The sequence below is a fragment of the Streptomyces flavochromogenes genome (assembly GCF_000717595.1).
In the GTDB taxonomy this organism is placed as follows: domain Bacteria; phylum Actinomycetota; class Actinomycetes; order Streptomycetales; family Streptomycetaceae; genus Streptomyces; species Streptomyces flavochromogenes.
The window spans coordinates 50948-77152 of sequence record NZ_JNZO01000022.1; the positions used below are offsets into that span (position 1 = coordinate 50948).

The 26205-nt window shown below is 72.3% G+C and carries 24 protein-coding genes and 4 pseudogenes; 20 read left to right on the forward strand and 8 right to left on the reverse strand.

The window, feature by feature from the left end; translation table 11 throughout:
* Positions 1-34: 34 nt before the first annotated feature.
* The 7 genes and pseudogenes from IF00_RS41580 to IF00_RS0126100 all read left to right on the forward strand — a co-directional run bounded on the left by IF00_RS41580 (position 35) and on the right by IF00_RS0126100 (position 8232).
* Positions 35-3290, forward strand: a pseudogene (locus IF00_RS41580) (methionine synthase).
* Positions 3291-3301: 11 nt separating this feature from the next.
* Positions 3302-4147 (forward strand): annotated as a pseudogene (metF, locus tag IF00_RS0126075) (methylenetetrahydrofolate reductase [NAD(P)H]); the annotation flags it as partial.
* Complete coding sequence (locus IF00_RS0126080; protein WP_030322019.1) at positions 4140-5417, forward strand: adenosylhomocysteinase; 1278 nt, start codon at positions 4140-4142, stop codon at positions 5415-5417. The pseudogene metF and the gene IF00_RS0126080, both read left to right, overlap by 8 nt.
* On the forward strand, positions 5417-6088 hold the full coding sequence (locus tag IF00_RS0126085) for a maleylpyruvate isomerase family mycothiol-dependent enzyme (RefSeq protein WP_030322023.1): 672 nt from the start codon (positions 5417-5419) through the stop codon (positions 6086-6088). Before IF00_RS0126080 ends, IF00_RS0126085 begins: the two co-directional genes overlap by 1 nt.
* A 572-nt stretch (positions 6089-6660) precedes the next feature.
* Positions 6661-7086 carry a thioesterase domain-containing protein gene (locus IF00_RS47850; protein ID WP_030322025.1) on the forward strand — a complete coding sequence of 142 codons (426 nt, stop codon included), beginning with the start codon at positions 6661-6663 and terminating at the stop codon, positions 7084-7086.
* A 20-nt stretch (positions 7087-7106) separates the two neighbouring features.
* Positions 7107-7301 carry a hypothetical protein gene (locus tag IF00_RS47855; protein WP_245234636.1) on the forward strand — a complete coding sequence of 65 codons (195 nt, stop codon included), beginning with the start codon at positions 7107-7109 and terminating at the stop codon, positions 7299-7301.
* Positions 7302-7497: 196 nt separating this feature from the next.
* Positions 7498-8232 (forward strand): DUF4232 domain-containing protein, encoded by a 735-nt coding sequence (locus tag IF00_RS0126100; RefSeq protein WP_030322029.1) that lies wholly within the window; start codon positions 7498-7500, stop codon positions 8230-8232.
* Between the two features lie 90 nt (positions 8233-8322).
* Here the strand turns inward: IF00_RS0126100 and IF00_RS0126105 are convergent, their stop codons facing one another.
* Positions 8323-9078 carry a dienelactone hydrolase family protein gene (locus IF00_RS0126105; RefSeq protein ID WP_030322031.1) on the reverse strand — a complete coding sequence of 252 codons (756 nt, stop codon included), beginning with the start codon at positions 9076-9078 and terminating at the stop codon, positions 8323-8325.
* A gap of 186 nt (positions 9079-9264) precedes the next feature.
* On the opposite strand from IF00_RS0126105, the gene IF00_RS0126110 reads away from it, so the two are divergent.
* Positions 9265-9819 carry a GNAT family N-acetyltransferase gene (locus IF00_RS0126110; protein WP_030322033.1) on the forward strand — a complete coding sequence of 185 codons (555 nt, stop codon included), beginning with the start codon at positions 9265-9267 and terminating at the stop codon, positions 9817-9819.
* A gap of 144 nt (positions 9820-9963) precedes the next feature.
* Here the strand turns inward: IF00_RS0126110 and IF00_RS0126115 are convergent, their stop codons facing one another.
* Complete coding sequence (locus tag IF00_RS0126115; RefSeq protein ID WP_030322035.1) at positions 9964-10905, reverse strand: sigma-70 family RNA polymerase sigma factor; 942 nt, start codon at positions 10903-10905, stop codon at positions 9964-9966.
* A 10-nt stretch (positions 10906-10915) separates the two neighbouring features.
* Positions 10916-12235 carry an NAD(P)/FAD-dependent oxidoreductase gene (locus tag IF00_RS0126120; protein WP_078944853.1) on the reverse strand — a complete coding sequence of 440 codons (1320 nt, stop codon included), beginning with the start codon at positions 12233-12235 and terminating at the stop codon, positions 10916-10918.
* Between the two features lie 231 nt (positions 12236-12466).
* Between IF00_RS0126120 and IF00_RS0126125 the strand changes: the two genes are divergently transcribed.
* The gene (locus IF00_RS0126125; RefSeq protein WP_030322039.1) at positions 12467-13972 is read left to right on the forward strand and encodes a carboxylesterase/lipase family protein; all 1506 of its coding nucleotides are present in this window, start codon (positions 12467-12469) and stop codon (positions 13970-13972) included.
* A gap of 84 nt (positions 13973-14056) precedes the next feature.
* On the opposite strand, the gene IF00_RS0126130 is transcribed toward IF00_RS0126125, so the two are convergent.
* Positions 14057-14755 (reverse strand): NUDIX domain-containing protein, encoded by a 699-nt coding sequence (locus IF00_RS0126130; protein ID WP_245234637.1) that lies wholly within the window; start codon positions 14753-14755, stop codon positions 14057-14059.
* Between the two features lie 49 nt (positions 14756-14804).
* On the opposite strand from IF00_RS0126130, the gene IF00_RS0126135 reads away from it, so the two are divergent.
* On the forward strand, positions 14805-15563 hold the full coding sequence (locus IF00_RS0126135) for a DeoR/GlpR family DNA-binding transcription regulator (protein ID WP_030322043.1): 759 nt from the start codon (positions 14805-14807) through the stop codon (positions 15561-15563).
* Between the two features lie 173 nt (positions 15564-15736).
* Here the strand turns inward: IF00_RS0126135 and IF00_RS42830 are convergent, their stop codons facing one another.
* Positions 15737-17266, reverse strand: a complete 1530-nt coding sequence (locus tag IF00_RS42830) for an endonuclease/exonuclease/phosphatase family protein (protein ID WP_158710522.1) — start codon at positions 17264-17266, stop codon at positions 15737-15739.
* Between the two features lie 196 nt (positions 17267-17462).
* Between IF00_RS42830 and IF00_RS0126145 the strand changes: the two genes are divergently transcribed.
* The 8 genes and pseudogenes from IF00_RS0126145 (at position 17463) to IF00_RS48080 (ending at position 21059) form a co-directional block, all read left to right on the forward strand.
* The gene (locus tag IF00_RS0126145; RefSeq protein ID WP_030322049.1) at positions 17463-17798 is read left to right on the forward strand and encodes a DUF2087 domain-containing protein; all 336 of its coding nucleotides are present in this window, start codon (positions 17463-17465) and stop codon (positions 17796-17798) included.
* Complete coding sequence (locus IF00_RS0126150; RefSeq protein WP_030322051.1) at positions 17795-18424, forward strand: LysE family transporter; 630 nt, start codon at positions 17795-17797, stop codon at positions 18422-18424. Before IF00_RS0126145 ends, IF00_RS0126150 begins: the two co-directional genes overlap by 4 nt.
* Positions 18425-18573: 149 nt before the next feature.
* Positions 18574-18681, forward strand: a pseudogene (locus IF00_RS47120) (MerR family transcriptional regulator); the annotation flags it as partial.
* Positions 18682-19030: 349 nt separating this feature from the next.
* Complete coding sequence (locus tag IF00_RS47125) at positions 19031-19312, forward strand: hypothetical protein (protein ID WP_245234649.1); 282 nt, start codon at positions 19031-19033, stop codon at positions 19310-19312.
* A gap of 131 nt (positions 19313-19443) precedes the next feature.
* Complete coding sequence (locus IF00_RS0126160; RefSeq protein ID WP_030322052.1) at positions 19444-19893, forward strand: SRPBCC domain-containing protein; 450 nt, start codon at positions 19444-19446, stop codon at positions 19891-19893.
* Between the two features lie 140 nt (positions 19894-20033).
* Complete coding sequence (locus IF00_RS0126165; protein WP_030322054.1) at positions 20034-20330, forward strand: ArsR/SmtB family transcription factor; 297 nt, start codon at positions 20034-20036, stop codon at positions 20328-20330.
* Between the two features lie 29 nt (positions 20331-20359).
* Positions 20360-20643, forward strand: a pseudogene (locus tag IF00_RS44025) (amino acid transporter); the annotation flags it as partial.
* A gap of 137 nt (positions 20644-20780) precedes the next feature.
* Positions 20781-21059, forward strand: a complete 279-nt coding sequence (locus tag IF00_RS48080; protein WP_030322057.1) for a hypothetical protein — start codon at positions 20781-20783, stop codon at positions 21057-21059.
* Here the strand turns inward: IF00_RS48080 and IF00_RS0126180 are convergent.
* From IF00_RS0126180 to IF00_RS0126190, 3 genes are all read right to left on the reverse strand, one after another.
* A complete protein-coding gene (locus IF00_RS0126180; RefSeq protein WP_158710523.1) occupies positions 21043-21321 on the reverse strand; it encodes a hypothetical protein in 279 nt (92 codons plus the stop codon). The two genes, IF00_RS48080 and IF00_RS0126180, sit on opposite strands and share 17 nt — an antisense overlap.
* Before the next feature lie 21 nt (positions 21322-21342).
* Complete coding sequence (locus IF00_RS0126185; RefSeq protein WP_030322061.1) at positions 21343-22350, reverse strand: hypothetical protein; 1008 nt, start codon at positions 22348-22350, stop codon at positions 21343-21345.
* Between the two features lie 121 nt (positions 22351-22471).
* Positions 22472-23215: a PIG-L deacetylase family protein gene (locus IF00_RS0126190; RefSeq protein ID WP_245234638.1), complete on the reverse strand. Its 744-nt coding sequence runs from the start codon at positions 23213-23215 to the stop codon at positions 22472-22474.
* A 137-nt stretch (positions 23216-23352) separates the two neighbouring features.
* Between IF00_RS0126190 and asnB the strand changes: the two genes are divergently transcribed.
* Together asnB and IF00_RS42835 are read left to right on the forward strand one after the other, a co-directional pair.
* Complete coding sequence (gene asnB, locus IF00_RS0126195) at positions 23353-25179, forward strand: asparagine synthase (glutamine-hydrolyzing) (RefSeq protein ID WP_245234639.1); 1827 nt, start codon at positions 23353-23355, stop codon at positions 25177-25179.
* Between the two features lie 124 nt (positions 25180-25303).
* Positions 25304-26164, forward strand: coding sequence for a 2-methylaconitate cis-trans isomerase PrpF family protein (locus tag IF00_RS42835; RefSeq protein ID WP_051820625.1), 861 nt, complete (start codon positions 25304-25306; stop codon positions 26162-26164).
* Positions 26165-26205: the final 41 nt, after the last annotated feature.

Sequence of the window (26205 nt, forward strand, 5' to 3'; positions counted from 1 at the left end):
GTTCGCGAAACGGGTCGTGGTGGCCGACGGGGCGATGGGGACGATGCTCCAGGCCGCCGACCCGACGATGGACGACTTCCAGAACCTGGAGGGCTGCAACGAGATCCTCAACCTCACGCGCCCCGACATCGTCGCCTCCGTCCACGACGCCTACTTCTCGGTGGGCGTGGACTGCGTCGAGACCAACACCTTCGGGGCGAACCTGGCCGCGCTCGCCGAGTACGGCATCGAGCACCAGGTGTACGAGCTGTCCGAGGCCGGCGCCCGGATCGCCCGCGCCGCGGCGGACGCGCACACGGCCGCCGACGGGCGCCCCCGCTGGGTCCTCGGCTCCATGGGCCCCGGCACGAAGCTGCCGACCCTCGGCCACGTCACGTACGAGCCGCTGCGCGAGGCCTTCCGGCAGAACGCGGAGGGCCTGATCCGGGGCGGCGCCGACGCCCTGCTCATCGAGACCTCGCAGGACCTCCTCCAGACGAAGGCGGCCGTCATCGGGGCCCGGCGGGCGCTGGACTGGGTCGGCGTGGACCTGCCGGTCATCGTGCAGGTCACCGTGGAGACGACGGGCACGATGCTGCTCGGCTCCGAGATCGGTGCGGCGCTGACCGCGCTGGAGCCGCTCGGCATCGACATGATCGGCCTGAACTGCGCCACCGGGCCGGCCGAGATGGCCGAGCACCTGCGGCACCTGTCCCGGCACGCCCGTGTCCCGATCTCGGTCATGCCCAACGCCGGCCTGCCCGTCCTCACCTCCGACGGCGCCCACTACCCGCTGTCGCCGGCCGAACTGGCCGACGCGCAGGAGGCGTTCGTCCGCGAGTACGGCCCCGCGCTGGTCGGCGGCTGCTGCGGTACGACCCCGGAGCACCTGCGGGAGATCGTGGAGCGGGTGCGGGGCGCGGCCGTCCTCGACCGGCGGCCCGAACCGGAGCCGGGCGCCTCCTCGCTCTACAGCCATGTGCCGTTCCGTCAGGACACCGCGTACCTGGCGATCGGCGAGCGCACCAACGCCAACGGTTCGAAGAAGTTCCGCGAGGCGATGCTCGACGGCCGCTGGGACGACTGCGTCGAGATGGCGCGGGACCAGATCCGCGAGGGCGCGCACATGCTCGACCTGTGCGTGGACTACGTGGGCCGTGACGGCACCGCGGACATGGCGGAGCTGGCCGGCCGGTTCGCGACGGCCTCGACGCTGCCGATCGTCCTCGACTCGACGGAGATCGGGGTGCTGCGGGCGGGCCTGGAGAAGCTCGGCGGCCGGGCGGTCGTCAACTCCGTCAACTACGAGGACGGCGACGGACCCGAGTCGCGGTTCGCGCAGGTCACGGCCCTGGCGAAGGAACACGGCGCGGCCCTGATGGCGCTGACCATCGACGAGGAGGGCCAGGCCCGCAGCGTCGGGCACAAGGTGGCCGTCGCCGAGCGGCTCATCGAGGACCTGACGGGGAACTGGGGAATCAGGGAGTCGGACATCCTGATCGACACCCTCACGTTCACCATCTGCACCGGCCAGGAGGAGTCCCGCAGGGACGGCATCCACACGATCGAGGCGATCAGGGAGCTCAAGCGGCTCCACCCGGATGTCCAGACCACCCTGGGCCTCTCCAACATCTCCTTCGGCCTGAACCCGGCCGCGCGGATCGTCCTCAACTCCGTCTTCCTCGACGAGTGCGTGAAGGCGGGCCTGGACTCGGCGATCGTCCACGCGTCGAAGATCCTGCCGATCGCCCGCCTGGAGCCGGAGCAGGTGGAGGTCGCGCTCGACCTGATCCACGACCGCCGCCGGGACGGCTACGACCCGCTCCAGCGCTTCCTGGAGATGTTCGAGGGCGCGACGGCGAAGTCCCTGAAGGCCGGCAAGACCGAGGAACTCCTCGCCCTGCCCCTGGAGGAGCGCCTCAAGCGCCGGATCGTCGACGGCGAGAAGAACGGCCTGGAGGCCGACCTCGACGAGGCCCTGACGTCCCGCCCCGCTCTGGAGATCGTCAACGAGATCCTGCTCGACGGCATGAAGACGGTCGGCGAGCTGTTCGGCTCGGGCCGGATGCAGCTGCCGTTCGTGCTCCAGTCCGCCGAGGTCATGAAGACCGCGGTGGCCTACCTCGAACCCCACATGGAGAGGACGGCCGACGGCGAAGGAGAGGTCGGCAAGGGCACGATCGTCCTCGCCACCGTCCGCGGCGACGTCCACGACATCGGCAAGAACCTCGTCGACATCATCCTCTCCAACAACGGCTACAACGTCGTGAAATCCACCGTGATCATGAAGGAGAACCTGCAGGAGCTGAACGGCCGCGGTCTGGCCGGGCGCTTCCCCGTCATCCTCGGCGGCGCCGCCCTCACCAGGGCGTACGTCGAGCAGGACCTCCACGAGATCTACCAGGGCGAGGTCCGCTACGCCCGCGACGCCTTCGAGGGCCGTGCCGACACGCGAGACCCCGCTGCCCGCCGCGGAGGTCCGCGAGCCCGAGCCGGCCGGCCGCTCCGACGTCGCCGCCGACAACCCCGTACCCGAGCCCCCCTTCCTCGGCACCAGGGTCGTCAAGGGCATCCAGCTCGCCGAATACGCCTCCTGGCTCGACGAGACCGCCCTCTTCAAGGGCCAGTGGGGCCTCAAGGACACCGAGACCATCGAGACGGAGGGCCGGCCGCGGCTGCGCACCTGGCTCGACCGCCTCCAGACGGACCACCTCCTCGAAGCAGCCGTCGTCTACGGCTGGTTCCCCTGTGTGTCCAAGGGCGACGACCTGATCGTCCTGGACGAGGACGGAGGCGAGCGGACCCGCTTCTCCTTCCCCCGCCAGCAGCGGGGCCGCCGCCTCTGCCTGGCCGACTTCCACCGCGCGGAGGACTCCGGCGAGATCGACGCCGTCGCGATGCAGGTGGTCACCGTCGGCTCCCGGATCGGCGAGGAGACGGCGAAGCTCTTCGCCGCCGACGCCTACCGGGACTACCTCGAACTCCACGGCCTGTCAGTCCAGTTGGCGGAGGCCCTGGCCGAGTACTGGCACGCGCGGGTGCGCGCCGAGTGGGGCATCGCGGGCTCCTCGGAGCCGGCGTCCCTGGACGGCATGCTCCGCACCGAGTACCAGGGCTGCCGCTACTCGCTCGGCTACCCGGCCTGCCCCGACCTGGAGGACCGGGCGAAGATCGCCGCCCTCCTGCGCCCGGAGCGGATCGGGGTGGAGCTGTCGGAGGAGTACCAGCTGCACCCCGAACAGTCGACGGACGCGATCGTCGTCCACCACCCCGAGGCGAGCTACTTCAACGCGGGAGGGCGACGCCTGTGAACCCCACCTACTCGTTCGAGTTCTTCCCGCCGAAGACGGACAAGGGGGAGCGAACCCTGTGGGAGGCGATCCGCCGGGTCGAGGCCCTGTCCCCGGACTTCGTCTCGGTGACGTACGGCGCGGGCGGCTCGTCCCGCGACCGGACCATCGAGGTGACCAAACGGATCGCGACCGAGACGACCCTGCGCCCGGTCGCCCATCTGACGGCCGTCGGACACTCGGTCGCCGAACTGCGGGCGATCATCGGCGCCTACGCGGACGCGGGAGTGCGGGACGTGCTCGTGCTGCGCGGGGATCCGCCGGGTGACCCGCGCAGTGCGTGGACACCGCACCCGCAGGGCTTCACGTACGCGTACGAACTGGTCGAGCTGGTGCGGTCGTTGGGCGACTTCCGGATCGGCGTGGCGGCCTTCCCCGAAGGCCACCCGAGGTCGGCGGGCCCGGCCGGCGACCTGGCGCACTTCGTCGCCAAGTGCCGGGCGGGCGCCGACTACGCCATCACGCAGATGTTCTTCGACCCGGAGGACTACCTGCGGCTGCGGGACCGGGTCGCCGCCGCCGGCTGCGACACCCCGATCATCCCGGAGATCATGCCGGCCACCGACGTACGCCAGATCCGGCGCTTCGCGGAGCTCAGCGACGCCGCGTTCCCCGAAGACCTGGCGCACCGCCTGGAGGCGGCCAAGGACGACCCGGCGGCGGCGTACCGCATCGGCGTCGAGCACGCGACCGCGATGGGCCTGCGGCTGCTCGACGAGGGTGCGCCGGGCCTGCACTACATCACGCTGAACAAGTCGACGGCGGCCCTGGAAATCCACCGAACCATCATGAGCGCAAGGAGCGTTGTCCATGCCTGACACCTTCACGGACTACAAGGTCGCCGACATCTCCCTGGCCGCCTTCGGTCGCAAGGAGATCACGCTCGCCGAGCACGAGATGCCCGGCCTGATGTCGATCCGCCGCGAGTACGCCGAGACGCAGCCCCTGGCGGGGGCGCGGATCACGGGCTCCCTCCACATGACCGTACAGACGGCCGTCCTGATCGAGACGCTCGTCGCGCTCGGCGCCGAGGTCCGCTGGGTCTCCTGCAACATCTACTCGACGCAGGATCACGCCGCCGCCGCGGTCGCCGCCGCCGGCATCCCGGTCTTCGCCTGGAAGGGCGAGACCCTGGAGGAGTACTGGTGGTGCACGGAGCAGGCCCTGACCTGGCCGGACGCCGACGGGCCGAACATGATCCTGGACGACGGCGGTGACGCCACGGTCCTGGTCCACCTGGGTGTGGAGTACCGCAAGACCGGCGGTCTGCCGGAGGCGTCCAACGAGGAACTGGGCGTCATGCGTGCGCTGCTGGAGAACAGCGCACTCGACTGGTCGACCCTCGCCACCGGCATCCGCGGTGTGACGGAGGAGACCACGACGGGCGTCCACCGCCTGTACGAGATGCACCGCGAGGGCGCGCTGCTCTTCCCGGCGATCAACGTGAACGACGCCGTGACGAAGTCGAAGTTCGACAACAAGTACGGCTGCCGGCACTCCCTCATCGACGGCATCAACCGTGCCACCGACGTCCTCATCGGCGGCAAGACGGCCGTCGTGTGCGGCTACGGCGACGTCGGCAAGGGCTCGGCGGAGTCGCTGCGCGGCCAGGGCGCGCGGGTGATCGTCACGGAGATCGACCCGATCTGCGCGCTCCAGGCGGCGATGGACGGCTTCCAGGTCGCCACCCTGGAGGACGTCGTGGAGACGGGCGACATCTTCATCACCACGACCGGCAACAAGGACATCATCATGGCCGCGGACATGGCCAAGATGAAGCACCAGGCCATCGTCGGCAACATCGGCCACTTGGGCCGTCTGCTGAACCTCGGCAACGCGACCGGACACCCCTCCTTCGTGATGTCGAACTCCTTCGCCGACCAGACCCTCGCGCAGATCGAACTCTTCACGAAGACCTCCGACTATCCCGTCGGCGTCTACACCCTCCCCAAGCACCTTGACGAGAAGGTCGCCCGCCTCCACCTCGACGCCCTCGGCGTCAGGCTGACGACCCTCCGCCCCGAGCAGGCGTCGTACATCGGGGTCCCCGTGGAGGGCCCGTACAAGCCGGACCACTACCGCTACTGATGTGTACGAACGATGACGGGCGCGACCCGTGGCTCCCGGACCGTCTCCTCAGGACGGAACGGGACCTGCTGATGCCGCTCCTGCGCCGGACACCCGAGGAGGCGTACGAGCTCCGCACCGCGTGCCCCGGGTGGACGGCGAGGCAGGTCCTCGCCCACTGCGGCGCGGCCCTGGTCAGGATCGTCGAGGACCGCCTGGAGGAGGGCGTCTTCCTGCCGGAGGCCAACGCCTGCGACGTCGCCGAACGCGAGGACTGGCCGCTGGACCGGATCCTCGACGAACTCGAACGCGGCCTGACGGAGGCGGGCCCGGTGATCGCCGAACGCGAGGACGGCCGGCTCGACGCGGTGGCGCTCGGCGAATGGGTCCACGCGGGAGACGTACGGGAGGCCTTCGGCGAACCCGGCGCGTACTGCGGCAAGGCGCTGGAGCTGGCGCTCCCGCTCCTGACGGTGACGAGCCGCAAGCGCGAGACCCCGCGGCTGGTGGGCGTCCTGGAGGACGCCACGACGCCGCGGGTCTCCCTGGGCAACGCGATCGCGGGCCGCCCGCCGGCCACCTTCAAGGGCGACGCGTCGACCCTGATCCGCATCTACGCGGGCCGCCCCCTGGTGAGGACCCGCTACGAACTGAGGGGCGCGACGGAACAGGAACTCCTGATCTACCGCTGACGCCGCGCCCCCACCACCGAGCGGGCCGCGCCCGCCACCGGACCGCGCCCGCCACCGACCGCGCGGGCGCGTACGCCGCCTACGGCTGCGCGGGCCGCGCCCGCTACCCCCGCCACCCGCCGCGCGTGCGGCGCCCGCCACCACCTGCCGCGCGTGCGGCGCCTTCGCCCCCGACTCCTTCCTGAGGCCGGTCTTCCGGGCCCGGCGCCCGGCGATCGAACCGGTCTACAGGAACAACATCCAGGAGGTCCTGGAGATCGAGACGGGTCACATGGTGGGCCTGTTCGAGGAGATCCTGCCGGGCTACGGCCTGGACATCAGGCCGCGCGAGGACGGCACCTTCGAGGTGATCCCGTACGACGAGGAGTCGCGTACGCCCCCGGAGATCGACGTCTACGTCCAGGCGCACGGGAACGGGGTGACCGGACTCCCCGAGGCGCAGTACGTCTACGAGAACGGTGACCTACGGCGGATCTCCGCCGCGCTGATCGAGGAGAGGCATGTGATCGCGATCAACCAGGCGGTGTACGCGGCCGCCGGTCTACTGCTGGCAGGGTCTCGGCGGCTACACGATGAACCTGCGCCACCTGGCCGAGGAGATCGGCATCGACCGCCCGTTCTACGGAGTGCAGGCGTACGGCATCGACCGGGGCGAGGAGCCGTACGCGACGATCCGCGCGATGGCGGCGGCGGACGTGGAGGCGATACGGCGCCGCCGGCCGGCGGGCCCGTACACGCTGTGGGGCTACTCGTTCGGTGCGCGGGTCGCCTTCGAGGCGGCGGGGGAGCAGGTGGAGAACCTGTTCCTGATCGCGCCGGGTTCGCCGAAGGTCCGCTCGTCGGAGACGGGGGGAGCGGACTACGGGAACCCGGCGTTCGTGACGATCCTGTACTCGGTGTTCGCGGGCTCGATCGACCCGACGGTGCGGGCGGACGACCGGGAGGACTTCGTGCGGCGGGTGGCGCGACCGACTTCCCGGCCCTGGACCCGGATCTGATCGGCCGGATCGTGGCGATCGTGGAGGAGACGTTCGAGTTCACGTACACCTTCCGGGAGCTGGCGGAACGCCAGGTGACCTGCCCGGTCACGCTCTTCGAGGCGGCGGGTGACGACTACTCGTTCCTGGAGAACACGAGGGCTGGTCGACGCGCCCGCCGACGGTGGTGGAGCTGGACGCGGACCACTACAGCCTTCTGCGGCAGCCGGATCTGAACGAGCTGATCAAGAAGATCAGGTACCGGCTGGGGCAGTAGGGCCCACGGAATCCGGCCACCGGCCCGGAAGGGTCCGTTCCCTGTCCGCGATCGGTAACGATCCCCCCGCGGGCCGTGATCTCGACGACGGGGAGCCCCATCCTGAGCGACGCAGCGTGCAGGAACGCAGGCCGAGAGTCACGGGGGAACGTGAAATGAGCACCGTTCGCAGGAAGACCACCCGCACCCTTCGCACCCGCCGCACAGGGAGGCTCGGCGCCCTGGGGCTGACCGCCGCCGCGCTTCTTTCGGCCACGGCCTGCGGGCCGTCCGACGACGAGGCGGGCGGAACGGCGCCGTCCACGAGCGCCCCCACGACGCCGCCCACCACCGCTCCCGCCCCGCCGTCGACGCAGCCGGGCGACTCGGGCAGCACCGACGGCGGGCCCTCCGTGACCGCGAGTGAGCCCCCGGGCACGACGGGCGAGACGGACTGGGAGCCGAAGGACGGCATCTGCCAGGACCTGAACACCGAGGTGAAGGTGGACTGGGCGCTGCCTCCGGTGAAGGACGACTCGCGGCTCGAACTCGTGATCACCAACACGGGGACGCGGCCGTGCAAGCTGTACCGGTACCCGGCGGTGAAGTTCGGCGACGAGCAGCGTTTCCTGCCGCCGGTGAAGAGCTCGAAGCCGCAGAACCCGATCGTCCTGGCGCCCGGCAAGGAGGCGTACGCGGGTCTGCTCGCCCGGGTGGGCAACAAGGAGGTCAGCCCGCTGGAGAAGGAGCTGATCATCACCCCCGCGGGCAGGAGCGAGCCCAGGGACACGGGCGAGGGAGCCCTCCTCGACGTCCCCGCGCCGGGCATCCACGTGGACGTGAAGACGGCGCGGGTGTCGTACTGGCGGCCGGACTCGGAGAGCGCGCAGTCGGCCCTGTATCCGCAGTGACGGAGGCCCGTCCGGTCACGTCCCGGCGGCGGGGCACTCCCCACGGAGGGCCTCGCCGGCGAGCGGCCGGAAGGGCGTGGCCCGGACCGCTCAGGCGCCGCCGGCCGTGAGGGTGCGGGTGAGGAGGGACAGCAGACGGTCCCAGTGGCGCTGCGTCCCGTCCGGGCTGTACGCGCTCGTGTCGGCCATGGTGAAGCCGTGGACGGTGCCGGGGTAGATCTCGTTGCCGTGGCGGACGCCGGCGGCTTCCAGTACCTCGTTGAGCCCGCCGAACTCCTCGGGCGTCATGTCACCCTCGGCGATCCCGAAGTGCACCTCGGCGGTGACCTTCGGGGCGAGGAGGTGCGGGCTGTCGGCCGCCTCCGTGATCAGGGCGCCCGGGTGGAAACCGGCGACGGCGGCGACCCGGTCGGGGTGGGCGGCGGCGGTACGCATCGCGAGGACGCCACCCAGGCAGTACCCGACGACGGCGACGGGCCCCGCGCCGACCTCGGGCCGGTCCGCGAGGAACGAGAGATAGGCGTCGGCGTCGACCAGGACGCGCTCGGTGGTGTGCGCGAGGTAGAACGGCATGAGCTGCTCGAAGAGCGCGGGCCGCTCCTCCTCCCCGATGTGCCCGGGAAGCTCGATCAGGGGCGCCTGCCCCTCCCGGTAGTAGACGTTGGGCACGAGCACGTAGTAGCCGTGCGCGGCGAGCTCGCTCGCCATCTCCTCCAGCCGCGGCCGCGGGCCGAACACGTCCATGTAGAGGAGCACGCCGGGGTGCTGCCGGCCGTCGTCGGGGAAGGCGGCGAAGGCGTCGGCCTGGCCGTCGGGGGTGGGTATCCGCAGTGTCGTGGTGGCCATGGAACGACCGTAACAGTCATGATCACCCAGGGGGCGGGCCCATGGCGCGCGCATGAGGAACCCCCTTACCCCTTCCGGGACATCGGCCGCCACGCGGGTGCGCAGCCCTCGCCCGTCGAGCCCGGCGACGAGCGCGTCGCAGGAATCGGCTTGCCGTCGGCGAGCAGGGTCGGATAGGAAGCTCGCATGCTTAGGGGCAGCAAGGTCGGGCTCAGGGCTCGGCACGAGGAAGACATCCCGATCCTTCGGACCGAGCTCTACGACGACGTGGTCAACGCCTCGCGCGCCGAAGCGGGGCCCTGGCGGCCGGTCGCGCCGGGGTCGAAGGACCGGCGGCTCGTCGTGGACGACCCGGCAGAGGGTCATGTCCCGTTCTCCGTGGTCGAGTTGGAGGGCGGCACGCTGATCGGCACCGCCAACCTGTGGGGCATCGACACCCACAACCGGGTCGCGCACATCGGTCTGGGACTGCTGCCGTCCGCGCGCGGCAGGGGCTACGGCACCGATGTGGTGGCGACGCTCTGCCACTACGGCTTCGTCGTACGCAGCCTCCAGCGGCTGCAGATCGAGACGCTGGCGGACAACACCGCGATGCTCCGCTCCGCCGAGAGCAACGGCTTCGTCCGCGAGGGCGTGCTGCGGTCCTCGGCCTGGGTGATGGGTGAGTTCCTGGACGAGGTCATCCTCGGGCTCCTCGTCGAGGACTGGAAGCCGAAGCCGAAGCCGCAGCCGGGGGGCTAGCGGGCGATCCGGAGTGGCGGTCCGGGGGCGGCGGTCCCGGGGGCGCCGATCACGTACGCCTCCGTGCACGCGAACGGCCGACGGCGTCGGCGCGTGCCCGGCCCTCCTGCCCCGTCGGCGGATCCGTCGCTCCTGTCGGTCGGTTCACCACGCCTCGATCACCGGCGCCTCCGGCTCGTGCTTCCGCCAGGCCTCGTTGAGCCGCGCGAGCCGGTCCGCGGTGGCGATGCCGTGCAGGGACGCGATCCTGCCGTCGCTGACCGCGAACGCCACCGCGCCCACGACCCGGCCGTCGACCACGGCGAGCACGGCCGGGGCGCCGTTGACCACCGCGATGTGCATCGAGGGCGTGCCGCCGGCCAGGCGCCGCTTCGCCGGCGTGGGCCTGAAGCCGGCCCGCGCGAAGGAGGCGACCCGCTCGCGGGTCGTGACCCGCAGCAGCCGCTTGGCCAGTCCGGCACCGTCCGAGACCGCCGTGACGTCCTCGGTGAGCAGCGCCACCAGCCGTTCGGTGCGCCCCGACAGCGCGGCGGCCAGGAACTCCTCGACGACCCGGCGCGCGGACGCGGGGTCGGCCTGGACGCCACCGCGGCGGCGCTCGGCGGCGATCCGGATCCGGGCCCGGTGGAGGTGCTGCTGGCTCGCGGACTCGGTGATGTCGAGGATCGAGGCGATCTCGGCGTGCCCGTACGAGAAGGCCTCACGCAGGACGTAGACGGCCCGTTCGACCGGTGAGAGGCGCTCCAGGAGGGTCAGTACGGCCAGCGACACCGATTCGCGCTGCTCGAAGGTGTCGGCGGGGCCGAGCATCGGGTCGCCTTCGAGGAGCGGCTCGGGCAGCCAGGCGCCGGCCGCGTGCTCGTGGCGCGCGTGCGCCGAACGGAGCCGGTCGAGGCAGAGGTTGGTGAGGACCTTGGTCAGCCACGCCTCGGGGACCTCGATCCGTTCGCGGTCCGCGTTCTGCCACCGCAGGAACGTGTCCTGTACGGCGTCCTCGGCGTCGGCGGCCGAGCCGAGCAGGCGGTACGCGAGCGAGGCCAGCCGGCCACGGCCGGCCTCGAAGCGATCGACGGCTGTGCTGTCCATGCGGAACACCCTAGGCGGCGACCCTCACATCGGTGCGGTCGGTGCGGTCGGTGCGGTCGGTGCGGTCGGTGCGGTCGGTGCGGTCGGTGCGGTCGGTGCGGTCGGTGCGGTCGGTGCGGTCGGGCGTCGGTGCGGTGGTCAGTCGGCGCCTGCGCTTCGGCATGCCGGAGGTCGGGTGGGCGATGTTCCACCCGGCCCCCTTGAGCACGCCCGCCTTGAGCCGCGCGGCGGTCCGGCCGCCCAGGTACCAGGTCTTCGACCGGACGTCCCCGCCCACCATCTGGAAGATGGCGTCCCGCCGCCCGAGGCTGATGTGGTTGCCGTAGTACTTCAGTCCGACGGTCGGGACCTCGCCGCCCGTCAGGCGCGCGATGATCGCGGCGGTCGCCTGCATGGTCGTGAAGCCGGCCGAGGCGCAGGACATCGGCAGCGGCCGGCCGTTGTCGCCGATCGCGTGGGCGGAGTCCCCGGCGGCGTAGACGTCCGGGTGCGAGACCGAGCGCATGGTGCGGTCGACGACGATCCGGCCGGTCTCGGCGACCTCCAGACCGGCGGCGGCCGCGAGGGGGTGCACGGCGAACCCGGCCGACCACACGGTCACATCGGCCGGGAGGGGTGTACCCCCGGCGGCGATCGCCCGGGTCGGCTCGACGGCCTCGACGGCGGTGTGTTCGTGGACGGTGATGCCGAGCCGGTCGAAGGCCTGGCGGAGGTGCCGGCGGGCCTTCGGGGAGAGCCAGGCGCCCAGCTCGCCGCGGGCGGCGAGGGCGATCGTGAGGTCGGGCCGGGACTCGGCGAGCTCGGTGGCGGTCTCGATGCCGGTCAGCCCCTCGCCGACGACCAGCACGGTGCCGCCCGCGCCGAGTGCGGCGATCCGCTCGCGCAGGCGCAGCGCGGAGGCGCGGCCGGCCACGTCGTAGGCGTACTCGGCCGCGCCGGGGACGCCGTGGTGGGCCACGGAGCTGCCGAGGGCGTAGAGGAGGGTGTCGTAGGCGAGCTCGTCGGCGCGGGTGCCGCCTTCGCGGAGGGCGCCGTCCCCGCCGGTCGTGGCGGCCGTCGGGGTCACGGTGACGGTCCTGCGCTCGGGGTCGATGCCGGTGACGTGGGCCAGGCGCACCCGCACCCCGGTGCCCGCGAAGACGTCGGCGAGCTTGCGGACCGTGAGGTCCTGGCCGCTCGCGAGCTGGTGGAGCCGCATCCGCTCGACGAAGTCGGGGGCGGCGTTGACGACGGTGATCTCGGTGTCGGCGGGGGAGAGCCGGCGCGCCAGGTTTCCGGCGGCGTAGGCCCCGGCGTATCCGGCGCCGAGTACGACGATGCGGTGCTTCATGGCGATGCTCCTGTCTCGTTCGGGCGCCCCTTGAACGAGACGGGGCGGCGATTGCTGACAGGAGTGGGATGTGACGCCGGTCACGCCCGTGAAGGCCCGTCGTGAAGGCCCGTCGTGAAGGCCCGTCGTGAAGGCGCTGCGTCGGCCGCCGGCGGATCGACATCGCCGGTGCGTCAATCCTCGCGATCCTGGTGTTGGCCCTTGCCCGCCGCGTGATGCAAGGCTCCGGCCATGGACATCTTCACGACGGACAAGGGTCTGGCCCAGGGCTTCCGGGCCTCCGCCGACGTCGTCGCCGCGCTCGGAATCCCGTACGCCGCCCCGCCCTTCGGAGCCGGCCGGTTCCGTGCGCCCCGCCCGGCACCCGCGTGGAGCGGAGTGCGGGACTGTACGAGGTTCGGCCCGATCGCGCCGCAGTCGGCGGAGCTCCCGGGGGCGCCCGTCTGGTCTCCCGGTGACGAGGACATCCTCACCCTCAACATCTGGACCCCCGCGCCCGACGGCGGCCGGCTCCCCGTCCTCGTCTGGATCCACGGCGGTGCGTACACCTTCGGCTCCTCGGCGCAGCCCGACTTCGACGGCACCGTGCTCGCCCGTGCCGGTCTGGTGGTGGTCACCTTCAACCACCGCATCGGCTTCGAGGGCTTCGGCCATGTACCGGGCGGTGCGGCGTCCGGTACGCCGGACAACCGCGGTCTGCTCGACCAGGTCGAGGCGCTGCGGTGGGTGCGGGAGAACATCGCCGCCTTCGGTGGCGACCCCGGCAACGTCACGATCGCCGGCCAGTCCTCCGGAGCCGCCTCCGTCGCCTGTCTGATGGTGATGGACCTCGCCCGTGGACTGTTCCGCCGCGCCATCGCCCACAGCCCAGCCAGCCCTTGCTACACGCCCGAGATCGCCGAGGCCACCACCCGCGAGATCGCCGCGGCGGCGGGCTGCCCCGCCACGCCCGAGGGGCTGGCCTCCATGACTCCGCAGGCCCTGGTCGCCGCCGCCGACCAGGTGGTCGACGACTACCGCCGGGACCCCGCCTCCGGCTCCCGTCACTACGACCCCTCGCTCTACGCCCCGGTGCTCGACGGCGACGTCCTCTCCACCGACCCCCTCGACGGGATCGCCGCCGGCGCGGCCACGGGAGTGGACCTGCTGGTCTGCCACACCACCGAGGAGTACTGGCTGCTCGACGCCGTCGGCAGCTGCGCGAAGGTCACCACCGATGACCGACTCGCCCTCTTCGCGGCGGACTTCGGCCTTCCCGGCGGTCTCGTCGCCGGATATCGCGCCGCGATGCCCGATGCCCCCGTCTCCGACGTCTACCTCGCCGTCTTCGGCGACCTGCTGTTCGGCGAGTACGGCAACCGGCTCGCCGAGGCGCACGCCGGGGCGGGCGGCCGGGCGTTCCTCTCGCGCTTCGACCGTCGGCGCACCGGGCCCGACGGGACCGTGCGGGCCTGGCACTGCGCGGACGTCCCCTTCGCCTTCGGCACCCTGGACGAGGACGCCGTGGCCTTCCTCGTCGGCGGTACTCCCACCCCCGCCGACCACGAACTGTCGCGCCGCATGGTGCGTGCCTGGGCCGACTTCGCCGCCGACGGGAACCCCGGCTGGCCGTCGCTCGGCGAGAACTCCGGGTCGCCGGCCAGGACGTGGGTCGCCGACGGGGACGCGCCGGCCGGCCGGCAGGTCTCCCTCCGTGCTCCGTGGGCCGGGGCCGACTTCCCCGTCCTGCGTCCGTGACCCGGGGTGTCTCCCCGCGTCGTGATCAGGGTTCCGGCACATCCAGCAGGTGGTCGGCGCGGCGCTCGTCGACTGACAGACGAATCAGGCGGTGGCGAACGGGCCGTCCAGCGCCGCCCACTGCAGCAGCAGGATGGTCTTGCCGTCGGCGATCCGGCCGTCGCGGGTCATCGCGAGGGCCTCGGTGAAGGGCAGTTCGAGGACCTCGATGTCCTCGCCGTCCTCCTCGATGCCGCCGCCGCTCCCGGTGCGGTCGGCCGGGGTGTAGGGGGCGGCGAAGAAGTGGAGGCGCTCGGTGACGGACCCGGGGCTCATGTACGCGTCGAGGACGTGGGTGAGGGGGCCGAGGGTGACGCCCAGCTCCTCGGCGCTCTCGCGGCGGACCGCGGTCAGCGGGTCGTCGGCGTCGAGCAGTCCGGCCGCGGCCTCGACGAGCATCCCGTCGGGATGGTCGTTGACGTAGGCGGGGTAGCGGAACTGCCGGGTGAGCAGGACGGTGCGGCGTCCGGTGTCGTACGGCAGGACGACGGCGCCGTTCCCCCGGTCGTACGTCTCGCGCTGCTCGGTGACCCAACGCCCGTCGCGGCGGCGGTAGTCGAAGGTGGTGCGCCGCAGGACGTGCCAGCCCCGGGAGGTGAGCTCGACGTCGCGGATCACGACACCGGCGTTCCGGTCGAGGCCGCGTCCGGCGCGGTCGAGGCGGGTCCTGCCCCGGTGGTCGGGGACATCGACGCCGGGCAGGGGCGTGGGCATGGGCTCGTCGAGCGTCCGCTGGTCGTCCATGGCGCGCTACGATACATGCAGAAACGTGCAAGAACAGGAGAGAATACGGATGCTGGCTGCCGAACGGCGCGACCACCTGCTGGAACTGCTCGCCCGCGAGGGCAAGATCGTCGCCAAGGACGTCGCCGCCGAACTGGGGATCTCCGAGGACAGCGTGCGTCGCGACCTGCGCGATCTCGCGGGCGAGGGGCTGTGCCAGCGGGTGTACGGCGGGGCGCTGCCCGTTTCGCCGGCCGTGGCGGACTACCGGTCCCGTCGGTCCGTCGCCCCGGAGGGCAAGCTGAAGGTCGCCGCGGTGGCCGCCGGTCTCGTACGGCTGGGCGGCACGGTGATCCTCGACGGCGGCACCACCGCCCTGGCCGTCGTCCACGCCCTCCCGCAGGGCCTGGCGTGCACCGTGATCACCCACAGTCCGACGATCGCCGCCGCCCTGATCGACCACCCGCGGGTGGAGATCTTCCTCATCGGCGGCCGCGTCTTCAAGCACTCCGCGGTCGCCTGTGGCGCCGCCGCCGTCGAGGCCGCGCAGAACGTCTCCGCCGACCTCTGCCTCCTCGGTGTCACCGGCGTGCACCCGGATGCCGGACTGACCACCGGCGACGCCGAGGAGGCCGCGATGAAGCGCGCCCTGTCGGCGCGGGCCGCGGACACGTACGTCCTCGCGTCCTCCGAGAAGATCGGCACCGCCTCGCGATTCCGTGTCCTGCCGTGGGACGGGATCAGCGGACTGATCACCGACGCGGACCCCCGCCAGCCGGTGATCGAGCAGCTCACGGCGCAGGGCGTCGAGATCCTCCCCGCCGGGTGACGGCCCCGGACGGGCGCAATGGAGAAGGCCCGGCCGTTCTCCGACGGGGGGGCATCCGCACCGGCCTGCCCGCAGTGCAGGAGGTCGTGCAGGTCAGCGTGAAGCGAGCCGGTGGACCGGCCCGGTCCGGAGCGCCCCGGGGCGCTCCGGACCGGGACGGGTGGGCGCCGCGCTCAGAAGCGGTAGCGCGCCTTGATCGGGTAGTGGTCCGACCGGCCCGGGTCGGCCGGCACGTCGCACGAGACGACCGTCCCTGCGGACGGGCCGAACAGGTAGTCGATCTTGATGTAGCGGTTCTGGTCGGGGTCTGCCTTGAGGATCGGCTTCGTGGCACGGCCGTCACGCGGCCGCGCGCTCCAGAGCCCCTCGTCGCACTCCTTGTCCGCCGCGTAGGCCGACGCCGTGATGTCCTTGGGCGCGTCCGACGACTCGGAGTCCGGAGGGGTGGCGTTGAGGTCGCCGCCGTAGACGGTCCGGTAGCCGGGCATGGTGTACGAGCGGACGATCTTCTGCAGCTCCGCGGCCTGCTCCCGGCGCTTCGTGCCGTCCAGGTCGTCCTCCTCCAGGCCGGCGCTGAAGTGGGCCGTGCAGAACTGCAGGGCCTGGGCCGGGAGAACGGCGCAGATCGCGGTCCGCTGCTCCATGCGCACCCACCTGCCGTCGATGGTCCTGTTCTGCGGCGACGGCAGGTTGTACGAGTGGTACCAGACGTTGGAGTCCGGCACCGCGAGGCCGATGCCGTAGGAGCCGCGGTCCTTCCAACCGGAGGCCGCGGAACCGGCGTTGTCGCAGGTCCTGGCGGCCTTCACGGAGGAATTGTCGACGGTGAAGTCGATGGGGGCGAAGCGGACGTCCCATCCGGTTCCCGTCTTCGCCTCCAGCCGGGTCTCGATGGCCTTGGCGTGCGACTCGCACATCTCCTGGAGGAAGACGGCACGGTACTGCTGGGCCTCCGCGGTGGTGCCCATGCGGTCGGTGATCTGGCTGCCCAGGGAGGGGCCTTCCACCCGGTGGTTGTCGCAGGCGGAGTTGTGGTTCGCGCAGACGTTCCACGACATCACGCGGAAGTCGGCCGCCGGAGCGGGGGAGGCGGGGGCGGGGCGGCCCCCCGCGTCGCTGGCGTTCTCCTCGCCCAGGTGGACGAGCTGGAACTTCTGCCAGGAGCCGACCGTGTCCCCGCGTGCGCGCAGCAGCCCCGCGTCGTTTCCGGGGTCCTGTACCTCGGCGGTCACGTACTTGTCGCCGTCGTTCGTGGCGGCCTTCAGGGCGTAGGTGCCGTCGGTCTGCTTCTCCAGCCGGAGCTTCTCCCAGTCGCCGACCGTGGTGCCGCGCGCCCGGAGCAGGTTCTGGTGGGTGCCGGTGTAGCCGCGTTCGGTCGTGACGTAGTTGCCGTTGCCCTCCGAGCGAAGGGTGGTGCTCGACCCCTTGTCGTCGGTGTGCAGCGTGAACTTCTCCCAGGAACCCAGGTCGTCGAGCGTGGCCGCGGCCTTGCGGGCTCGCAGCATGGCCTGCCCGGTGCCGGTGGTGTCGACTTCCACCGACACGTAGAGGCCGCCCGCGCCCACGGACTTGAGCGCGTACTTGTCGCTCGCGGTGACGGGAACCGGACGGACCTCCACCGCCTGGGCCTGCACGGGCGTCATGGCGATCACCGCGAACAGAGCGGAACACAGCACCGCCAAGCGGCGCGCTGCCTGTCTCATCTGCCTACCCCCATCAAGGGCCGTGAAGGGACAAACGACGGACGCTACGACACCGCCGCGGCCGCGATCAACGGTCGGCCGGGGCATCTGTCACGTCACCTGCGCGGTGCCCGGCCCCGCTCGGCCGGGAGTCCGTCGCCGTGAGGGCCGAAAACCCTTTGCGGGGGCGGGCCGGTGGCCGTCAGGCTTCTCGGCCATGACCAGTCATCCTTCCCGCCCCGCCGAAGCGGTCCGCACGCCCCGCCCGGTCGCGGACCTGTTCTCGGCCGACGGGCGCCTCAAGGCGATCCCGCGCAGGCCGGCCCGCCGTGAGGCCCTCCTCGCGCACCTCACGGAGAGCCTCTTCGCTCCCGACCGGGACTACCGCGAGCCCGAGGTCAACCAGGCCCTGCTCACCGTCCACGAGGACTTCTCCGCGCTGCGGCGGTATCTCGTGATCGGCGGCTTCCTCGCCCGGACCAAGGACGGCTCGGCGTACCGCCGACAGCAGCGGCCCTGCTCCCCCGAAGGCGCTGCTCCCGCCGTCGCGTGAGGGCCGCAGTGGTGGCCGGCCTGCTCGCCGGCTACGGCATCGCGATCCCGGTCGGCGCGGTCGGGGCGTACCTGGTGGCCGTGACGGCCCGTACCGGCTGGCGTACGGGCGCGGGCGCGGCGCTCGGGGTCGCCACGGCGGACGGTGTGTACGCCGTGCTCGCGGTGGCCGGCGGCTCCGCGCTCGTTCCGCTGCTGACGCCCGTGATGACCCCGCTGCGATGGGCCTCGGCCGTGGTGCTCGTGGTGCTCGCGGCACGGGCGGCGTACGTGGCCGTCGCCACGTACCGGAGGGGCGGGCTCGCCTCCCGGGACGACGGGACGGCCCTCGGCCCGGGACGCGCGTACCTCACCTTCCTGGGGATCACGATCCTCAACCCGATGACGGTGATCTACTTCGTCGCGCTCATCCTGGCGACAGGCCCCTCGGCGCCCGCGACCCTCCCCGACCGGACGGCGTTCGTCCTCGCGGCCCTGGTCGCCTCGGCGAGCTGGCAGCTGCTCCTCGCCCTGGGCGGGACGCTGCTCGGCCGGACCCTGACGGGGGCCCGGGGCCGGCTGACCACGGTGCTCGCGTCGAGCACGCTGATCGTCGTCCTGGCGGTACGGCTCGTGGCGCGCTCCTGAGCGAGCGCACGCGAGCGCGGGTGCACGGGTCGATGCGCGGCTCGACTCCCGGCTTGACTCTCGGGTGACCGGAGACGGCACAGTCTCTTCCCGTGGACAGGACGAACCTGCTGCCGATCGGGCAGTTCGCGCAGGCCAGTGGCCTTTCGGTGACGGCTCTGCGGCACTACGACGCGAGCGGTGTGCTCACTCCGGCCTTCGTCGATCCGGCCAGCGGCTACCGCTACTTCCGGCGCGACCAGCTCCGCAGCGCGCAGCTCGTGCGCGCGCTGCGGCAGCTGGACATGCCGATCGAGCGGGTGCGGGAGCTGCTCGCGGGCGGCGCGGAAGGTGCGGCAAGCGCGGACGGCGCCGAGGGCGGCACCGAAGGGGCCGCTGCCACCGCCGAGCTGGCATCGGCCCTGCGCGCGCAGATCGAGGCGGCCGAGCGGAAGCTCGACGTCCAGCGGTCCGTCGTCCACAGCCTGTTGACGAGACTGACCGAAGGAGCCGGGATGAACCACCGCGTCACCCTCCGCCAGGGCACCCCCGAACGCGTCCTCGTACGCGGCGAGACGGTCGACCACCCACGGCCTGGACCCGTTTCTGCGCACCGCGTACGAGGAGATGTACGCGGTCGCGGGACGGGGGCCGCTCGCCTTCACCGGGCCGGCGTTCGTCCGGTCCTTTCCCGCGGTCCTCACCGCGTACGACGCCGTGGCGAACTGGATCGCCGAGCACGGCTTCACCTTCGCGGGACCGGCCCGCACCACGTTCCTCCGCTGGACGGGCGCACCGGACCACCCGGACAACCGCCTGGAAACAGCCTGGCCGGTGACGGACCCGTCCGCCGAGCGGTCCGCCCCGGAGGCCGGTGCGGAACGGCTCGGGACGCTCCGGGGCGCGTAGGGGCGAGCATCCGCGCGCACGGACCGACCACCCGAGGCGCAACCGTACGGTTGCGAGTGAAGGGGGCGTGTGCAACTCTGGGGTTGCAGTCACTTCCGTGTGACGCTCCCTACGCGAAGAAGGAGTCCCCCATGAGCGAGGACCGGATCGAGCGCGAAACCCTGATCGACGCGCCCCTGGAGCGTGTCTGGACCCTCGTCGCCCAGCCCGGGTTCTGGGTGGCCGACGAAGGAACCGTGGCCGGGACCGTGGCGAAGGAGGGCGAGTCGATGCGCGCCGTCAACTCCGTCCACGGCGACTTCCCCGTCCGCGTCGAGAAGGTCGATCCGCCGACCTACGTCGCCTACCGCTGGGCCAGTGCCTTCTCCGGGCAGGAGCTGACCGACGACAACACCACCCTCGTCGAGTTCACCCTCACCGAGGAGGGCGGCGGTACGCGCCTCCGCGTCGTCGAGAGCGGCTTCGCGTCGCTGCCGGGGTCGGAGGAGCTGCGGGCCAAGGCCGTACGGGACAACACCGGCGGCTGGCCCGAGGTGATGGCCGCGTTCAAGAAGCGCGCAGAGCAGGCTCCGTCGTCGTGATCCCAGAGCCGTCGGACAGGGCGGGGGACGAGTCGGCCGAGTCGTCCCCCGCCTCTTCCAGCCCGTCCGCGTCCTCTGGGCCCTCTGGGCCCTCTGCTTCCCCGGCGTCCTCGGCTTCGTCCCTTTCCTCCACCGACAGCGTGATCGGCGCCCTCGCCGAACCCACCCGGCGTCGGCTGCTCGACCTGCTCGCCGAGCAGGGGGAGGCCACCGCGACCGCGCTCGCCGCCCGCCTCCCCGTCTCGCGCCAGGCGATCGTCAAGCACCTCACCGTGCTCGAGGCCGCCGGCCTCGTCTCCGCCTCGCGCGTCGGCCGGGAGGTCCGCTACGCGGTCCGCCCGGCCGCGCTCGACGCGACGGCCCGCTGGATGTCGGCCCTGGCCGCCGACTGGGACCGCCGCCTCGCGGACATCAAGCGCATCGCGGAAGACGGCTGACATCCCAACAGTCGGCCCGAACCGGCTCCATGTCCCGAACCGGCTTGCCCTTCCCGGGGATCAGCGGCGAAGCTCCTCCGCTGACCGTCCGGAATTCAGGGGGAAACATGACAAGGCGGGTACTCGGCGCCGGTCTGCGGCAGAGGCATCTGGCCATGATCGCGCTGGGCGGTGCGATCGGCGCCGGGCTCTTCGTCGGTTCGGGGTTCGGGATCGCCGCCGCCGGGCCCGTCCCGGCATCCTCGTCTCGTACGTGTGCGCCGGCGCCCTGACCGTCCTGGTGACGCGGATGCTCGGCGAGATGTCGGACGCCGACGGCAACCGCGTCGACGAGGCGACGATCGGACTCGTGCAGGGGCTGCTGACCGCGCTCAAGGACAAGATCGACGCGACGGCCTGAGCGATCCGGACCCCGACGTCGAGGCCGACACCGCCACGGCTCCCGCGACCGTGACCGCGGCCGCGAGCACCGCGCCCGCCGCGAGCACGCCCCGGCGCGAGCGCCAGGACAGCACGGACCAGCACGACTGGGCCGAGAGCAGCGAGCCGAGGCTCGCCCAGGAGCCCACGGAGCCGGCCGACATCGCCGAACCGACGGAGCCGACGGAGAGGAACGACCCGACCGAGCCGATCGAGAGCGTCGATCCGACCGAGGCGACGGACAGGAACGAGTCCCGCGACCAGAGCGACAGCGACGCACCGCGGCGAGAGGTCATACCTCGATCGTAGGGTCGTTCCTGGGAGTCCGCGCGTGCGACGCGTGTGCGGTGCGCGTGCGGTGCTCGTGCGCGTACGAGCAGCGCTCACCCGCGCAGGCCGGCAGGAATTCCGGGCCCTCCGGGGTTCCGAAGCGCACCACGGCGAGGTACGCCTCCGGGTAGTCGCAGCCGGCGTCCGTCCACTGGAGCGTGAGGACCGTCCAGACGACGAAGACGGCAAGGAAGAACCGACGCCGGCCCTTCGACATGCGCGCCACGTACCCACCGCTCACGCGGAGGAACCGGTTCCCTCCTCAGTCCAGCTGCGCCATGCGCTGCGCGTAGCCGTCGTCCGTGTCCTGCTGACTGCTCGACACCAGCAGGATCGCGTCGGGCAGCGCACCGCTCAGATGGTCGCCGACAGCGGTGATGGCCGCGCCGAGCCGGTCGAGGACCAGATCGACGGCCTCGGCCAGGTCGGTACCGAGGGAGCCGCTGCCCTTGACGGTGCCGTGATCTCCGACGGCCGCGTTCAGCTTGGGGCCGGTGTCGCCGCGGACCCGGCCGCCGACCTCGGCGATCTTGCGGGCCGCGAGCCGGTGCTCCTCGTGGTCCACCTTCAGGACGCTGCCGATCGCGCGGCCGTGAGCCGCGCCGCCCGCGGCGCCGGCACCGATGCCGCTGCCGATCCCCTTCTCGGCGCCGCTCGCCGCTCCGTCGAAGACACCTTTCCAGGGGGACCCGCCGGACCCGCCCCCGCCGTCCCGGGACGTGCCCGCGAGATCGGCGGGGATCTTCTCCAGGGCGATCACGGCAGGGTCCGTGAGCACGGACTGGAGCGACTTCCAGAGGCTCTGGACGTCCGACCGGTAGTCGGCGTTGGCCCGCCGCGCCCTCTCCGCGTTCGTGCTCGCGGTCATGGCCGGGCCTGCCGGATCGGCGCCCACCGAGAGGTCGGCTCTGGCCTCTTCCGAGGCGAGCGCGACGGCCGTGCTCACGACGGACGCCTTGAGGACGGCTATCGCGTGCGGCAGGGCCTTCACCCTGAGTGCCAGCGCCCGGGCCGAGGCGCCGAGGGGCGTCATGTCGTCCCTCCTGACCCGGTCCCAGCGCTCCGTCAGAGCGTTGATCGCTTCGCCCTTCCCGGAGGAGATCAGGCGCTCCATGTGCTTGCCGGCGACCGCGGTGTCCTCGTCGATGAGCGCGGCGAAGGAGTCCAGATCGGCCGTCAGGAGGGCGTACCCGTCCTCGTCGACCTCCGGCCAGGACAGGCCGTACTTCTGGACCATGAGCCGGGTTGCGCTGTCGAGCTCGATCCCCATGGCGTCAACGTCCCCTCGTCACACGCGTGTTGGTCGCACGCGCCCCCACGTGTGCCGCTCACGGTCTCACGCGTCCCTGGAGGCCACAAGGCGGCCGGTACCGCCCGGCGGCGGCCCGCGCTCAGTCGATGTGCACGATCTGGAACGCCTCCGCCATCCGCCCCGCAGGCAGCCCGCCCGCCGTCGCGTGTTCGCCGAGCCAGGTGCGCAGCAGGCCCGCGAGGTCGTCGAAGTGGGCCGTCTGGGAGGTGTGGATGCGCAGCGCCTCGACCTTGCGGTCGAAGACCGGGGTGACGTCCACGTACTGGTTCGGGGTGGGGCCGGTCATCAGCCACAGTTCGTGGACGGTCCACGGCTCCAGGCCCTCCTCCTTCAGCAGGGAGGGATGGGCGAAGGGGTTGCGGGCCTCGGGGTAGACCGCGCGCAGGCATGCGTCGCCGACGGCGCGGTGGTCGGGGTGGAGGTCGGCGACCCGCGACCAGTTGATCTCGGGGGAGGGGATGATCGCGCGCTGCGGCCGTACCTCCCGTATCACCCGGCACAGATCGCGGCGGAGTTCCACGGAGGCCTCCACGAAGCTGTCGGGGTAGCCGAGGAAGCGGACGTCCGCGACGCCGCTGAGCTTGGCGGAGTGGACCTGTTCGGCGCGGCGCAGATCCGCCATCGCCTGGCGGGGGAGCCTGTCGTCGTAACCGCCGGCACCGCCGTCCGTGACGATGCAGTACGTGACGCGGGTGCCGCGTTCGATCCACTGCATGACGGTGCCGCTGACGCAGAACTCGATGTCGTCGGGGTGCGCGGCCACGACGAGCAGCGATTCGGGCGCGGTGCGGGCGGTGTGGTCGTAGTCCTCCATGTCCCTCATGGGGCCAGCCTGTTGGGGGCGACGAGGGCGTCGCAAGGCCAAGCCGTGGCGTGAACAGGACATGGCACTTACGCGCCATTCAAAAACTTGGTAGATTCAAATCATTGGGTTGTACGGGTGAGTGATGTGCTTGGAGGGTGACCGCTGTGTGCAGGATTCTCGGCTCCTTCGCCGCCGGAGCGGCGGCCCACGCCGACCGCCCCGACCCGGCGCAACTCGCCGCCGTGTCGGCCCGCCAGCGTCACGGCGGACCCGACGAGCACGCCGTGCTCACCGGACCCGGCTGGTCCCTCGGCTGCGACCGGCTCGCCGTCACCGACCCCTGCGGCGGGCAGCAGCCCTACCGGCTGCCGCACCTCCCCGGCGTCCTCGCCGTCCTCAACGGCGAGATCTACAACCACGCCGAGCTGCGCCGCACCCTCGCCGCCCGCGGCCACCGTTTCCCCGACCGCTGCGACGGCACGCTGCTGCCCGCGCTCTACGCCGAGTACGGGCCCTCCTTCGCCGAGCACCTCGACGGCATGTTCGCCGTCGCGATCCTCGACCTGCGCCCCGGCAGCACCCGACTCGTCCTCGCCGTCGACGACATGGGCATGAAGCCGATCCATCTCCACCACGACCCGTACGACGGATCCACCCGGTTCGCCTCCGAGATCCCCGCGCTCCTCGCCTTCGAAGGGGTACGGATCTCCCCGCGCGAGGACTCCCTCGACACGCTCCTCGCCACCCGTACGTCCTTCTCCACGCACACCGCCCTCGACGGCGTCAGTGTCCTGCCGCCCGGAGCCACCGCCTTCGTCCGGCCCGGCGCCGCACCCGTCGTGCGCCGCCGCGGGCCGCACCGGATCACACCCGTCGGCGACACCCAGGACGTCCTGCGGCACGAGGTGCGGCGGCTCGCCGAGGCCGAGGTGCCCGTCTGCGCCATCACCAGCGGCGGCCTCGACTCCGGGCTCGTCACCGCGCTCGCCGCCGAACACGCCCGCGAGTCCGATGCGCCGCCGCTGCACACCTTCCACCTCACCTATCGGGGGCGATGGCCCGACTCCGAGGCGGCGTACGCCCGTTCCGTCGCGCGCCGGACCCGGACCGTGCACCACGAGGTCGCCGTCGACCCCGACGAGATCGGCTCCCTCCTCACCCGGACCGTCCGCCACCTCGGCCAGCCCAACGCCGACCCCATCGCCCTCTCCACGTACGCCCTGTTCCGCGCCGTCCGCGAGAGCGGCTTCACCGTCGCATTGACCGGCGACGGCGCCGACGAACTCTTCGGCGGGTACGACCGGATGCGCGCCGCGCTCGCGGCACCGGCGGGCACGGACTGGGCGGGAACGTACGCGGACGCGCTCTCGGCGGCGCCGCGGCTCCTCCGCGAGCACCTGTACACCGCCAACTACCGTGCCCACATCGCCGATCAGGGCTCGGCGGCCGACCGCATCGAGCAGGAGCTGCGCTCGGCGGAGGCGGTCGGCGAGGACCGGCTCACCGCGATGACGGCCTTCGAGACGCGCTGGCGCCTGCCCGCGTACCACCTGCGGCGCGTGGACCACCTGTCGATGGCGTGGGCGGTCGAGGCGCGGATGCCGTTCTGCCAGCCGGCGGTGGTGACGCACGCGCGTGCGCTGCCGACGGCGGCGCGGACGGGGAAGCGGGCGCTGTACGGGGCGGGCGCGGAACTGCTGCCCTCGGCGGTCCTGCGCCGCCCCAAGCAGCCCTTCACCCTGCCGCTGTCGGCGATGCTCGCACCGGGCAGCCCACTCCTGGAAACGGTCCGGGAACTCCTGTCCCCGGCCCGTCTGGTCCTGGGCGGCAAGGTCCGCGCGGACCGCGTGCAGAAGCTCCTCACGCGCCACCGGGAACGTCCCTCGCACCACGACGCCCAGGCGCTCTGGGCCCTGGCGGTCCACGAACTGTGGACGGAGGTGGTCCAGGGCATGCGCATCCCAGCCGGCTGTGCAGCCTGACCTCCCGGGACCCCTTCGTCCCGCCCCCGCCCGGGCCGCGGCCCCCGCGCTCGACCCGCCCGCGCCCCCCCACCTCCGCGTGGGCGCACGCTCCGCCCCCGCGGAACGTGCGCCCACGACGAGGGTGGAGGGTCGTCTCGTTCGCGCTGACGACGCCCCCGGGCCCACTCTCGTCCTCCGGCTCGACCAGCTCCCCCAGGGGGCGCTCGCCCTCGGCGGGGAGCTGGCGCGGCTGCGCCACGCGCTCGTCGGTACGGCCCACGCCGGGATCGGCAAGATCGCGCTGTACGGTCCGGCGGGTCCCGGCCGCCTCGACTACCGCTTCGTCCAGGCCCTCCCCTCCGGCGGCTTCGACTTCCGAGCCGGCTGCGGCCACTCCCTTCTCGCCTGCGTCGTCGCGGACGGCCGCCCCGGTCCCGTCACCGTCCGTTCCGTGACCACCGGCGACACCGTTCTGTGCGAGCGCGAGCCCGGCCGGGGGGCGTACACCCTCAGCTTCCTCCGTCCCCCCACGGCCCCCGGCACCCTTCCCACCGGCCGCCCCCTCGACCTCCTCGACGGGGTTCCCGTCTCGCTCGTCCGCTACGGCAATCCGTACGTCTTCGTCGATGCCCGGCACCTTCCCGAGGAGGGGCTCCGGGGGCGGCTCGAAGGGCTCCGCGCCCACGCCGCCCGGCTCCTCGGCCATCCGCCGCACTCCGCGCTGCCCAAGATCGCCGCCTTCGCCGCCGGCCGCGACGGGATCGACGTCCGGGCGCTCACGGTCGGCGGCTGGCATCCCCGGCTCGCGCTCACCGGAGCCGCCGCCCTCGCCGCGGCCGGTGCGCTCGACGGGACCGTCGTGCCGCCGGTGGACGGCGAGGTCCGTACCCCCGGCGGTACCGTCACCGTCTCGACCGGACCCGACCGCGTCCGCGTCCACCACAAGCGCGCCGAGCTCCTCGAAAGGCTTGTGCTGCCGTGGCGTGTCCACGCAACGGCGTGAACGCGCACCCCTCTCACCAGGCCCGGAGTCCCTTTCCTCTG

What these genes read in the sequence shown, in the direction of transcription:
- IF00_RS0126080 (WP_030322019.1), top strand. Translation starts at nt 4,140, where the DNA reads ATGCCTGACACCTTCACGGACTACAAGGTCGCCGACATCTCCCTGGCC.
- IF00_RS0126085 (WP_030322023.1), top strand. Translation starts at nt 5,417, where the DNA reads ATGTGTACGAACGATGACGGGCGCGACCCGTGGCTCCCGGACCGTCTC.
- IF00_RS47850 (WP_030322025.1), top strand. Translation starts at nt 6,661, where the DNA reads ATGAACCTGCGCCACCTGGCCGAGGAGATCGGCATCGACCGCCCGTTC.
- IF00_RS0126100 (WP_030322029.1), top strand. Translation starts at nt 7,498, where the DNA reads ATGAGCACCGTTCGCAGGAAGACCACCCGCACCCTTCGCACCCGCCGC.
- IF00_RS0126105 (WP_030322031.1), bottom strand. Translation starts at nt 9,078, where the DNA reads ATGGCCACCACGACACTGCGGATACCCACCCCCGACGGCCAGGCCGAC.
- IF00_RS0126110 (WP_030322033.1), top strand. Translation starts at nt 9,265, where the DNA reads ATGCTTAGGGGCAGCAAGGTCGGGCTCAGGGCTCGGCACGAGGAAGAC.
- IF00_RS0126115 (WP_030322035.1), bottom strand. Translation starts at nt 10,905, where the DNA reads ATGGACAGCACAGCCGTCGATCGCTTCGAGGCCGGCCGTGGCCGGCTG.
- IF00_RS0126120 (WP_078944853.1), bottom strand. Translation starts at nt 12,235, where the DNA reads ATGAAGCACCGCATCGTCGTACTCGGCGCCGGATACGCCGGGGCCTAC.
- IF00_RS0126125 (WP_030322039.1), top strand. Translation starts at nt 12,467, where the DNA reads ATGGACATCTTCACGACGGACAAGGGTCTGGCCCAGGGCTTCCGGGCC.
- IF00_RS0126130 (WP_245234637.1), bottom strand. Translation starts at nt 14,755, where the DNA reads ATGGACGACCAGCGGACGCTCGACGAGCCCATGCCCACGCCCCTGCCC.
- IF00_RS0126135 (WP_030322043.1), top strand. Translation starts at nt 14,805, where the DNA reads ATGCTGGCTGCCGAACGGCGCGACCACCTGCTGGAACTGCTCGCCCGC.
- IF00_RS42830 (WP_158710522.1), bottom strand. Translation starts at nt 17,266, where the DNA reads ATGAGACAGGCAGCGCGCCGCTTGGCGGTGCTGTGTTCCGCTCTGTTC.
- IF00_RS0126145 (WP_030322049.1), top strand. Translation starts at nt 17,463, where the DNA reads ATGACCAGTCATCCTTCCCGCCCCGCCGAAGCGGTCCGCACGCCCCGC.
- IF00_RS47125 (WP_245234649.1), top strand. Translation starts at nt 19,031, where the DNA reads ATGTACGCGGTCGCGGGACGGGGGCCGCTCGCCTTCACCGGGCCGGCG.
- IF00_RS0126160 (WP_030322052.1), top strand. Translation starts at nt 19,444, where the DNA reads ATGAGCGAGGACCGGATCGAGCGCGAAACCCTGATCGACGCGCCCCTG.
- IF00_RS0126185 (WP_030322061.1), bottom strand. Translation starts at nt 22,350, where the DNA reads ATGGGGATCGAGCTCGACAGCGCAACCCGGCTCATGGTCCAGAAGTAC.
- IF00_RS0126190 (WP_245234638.1), bottom strand. Translation starts at nt 23,215, where the DNA reads ATGAGGGACATGGAGGACTACGACCACACCGCCCGCACCGCGCCCGAA.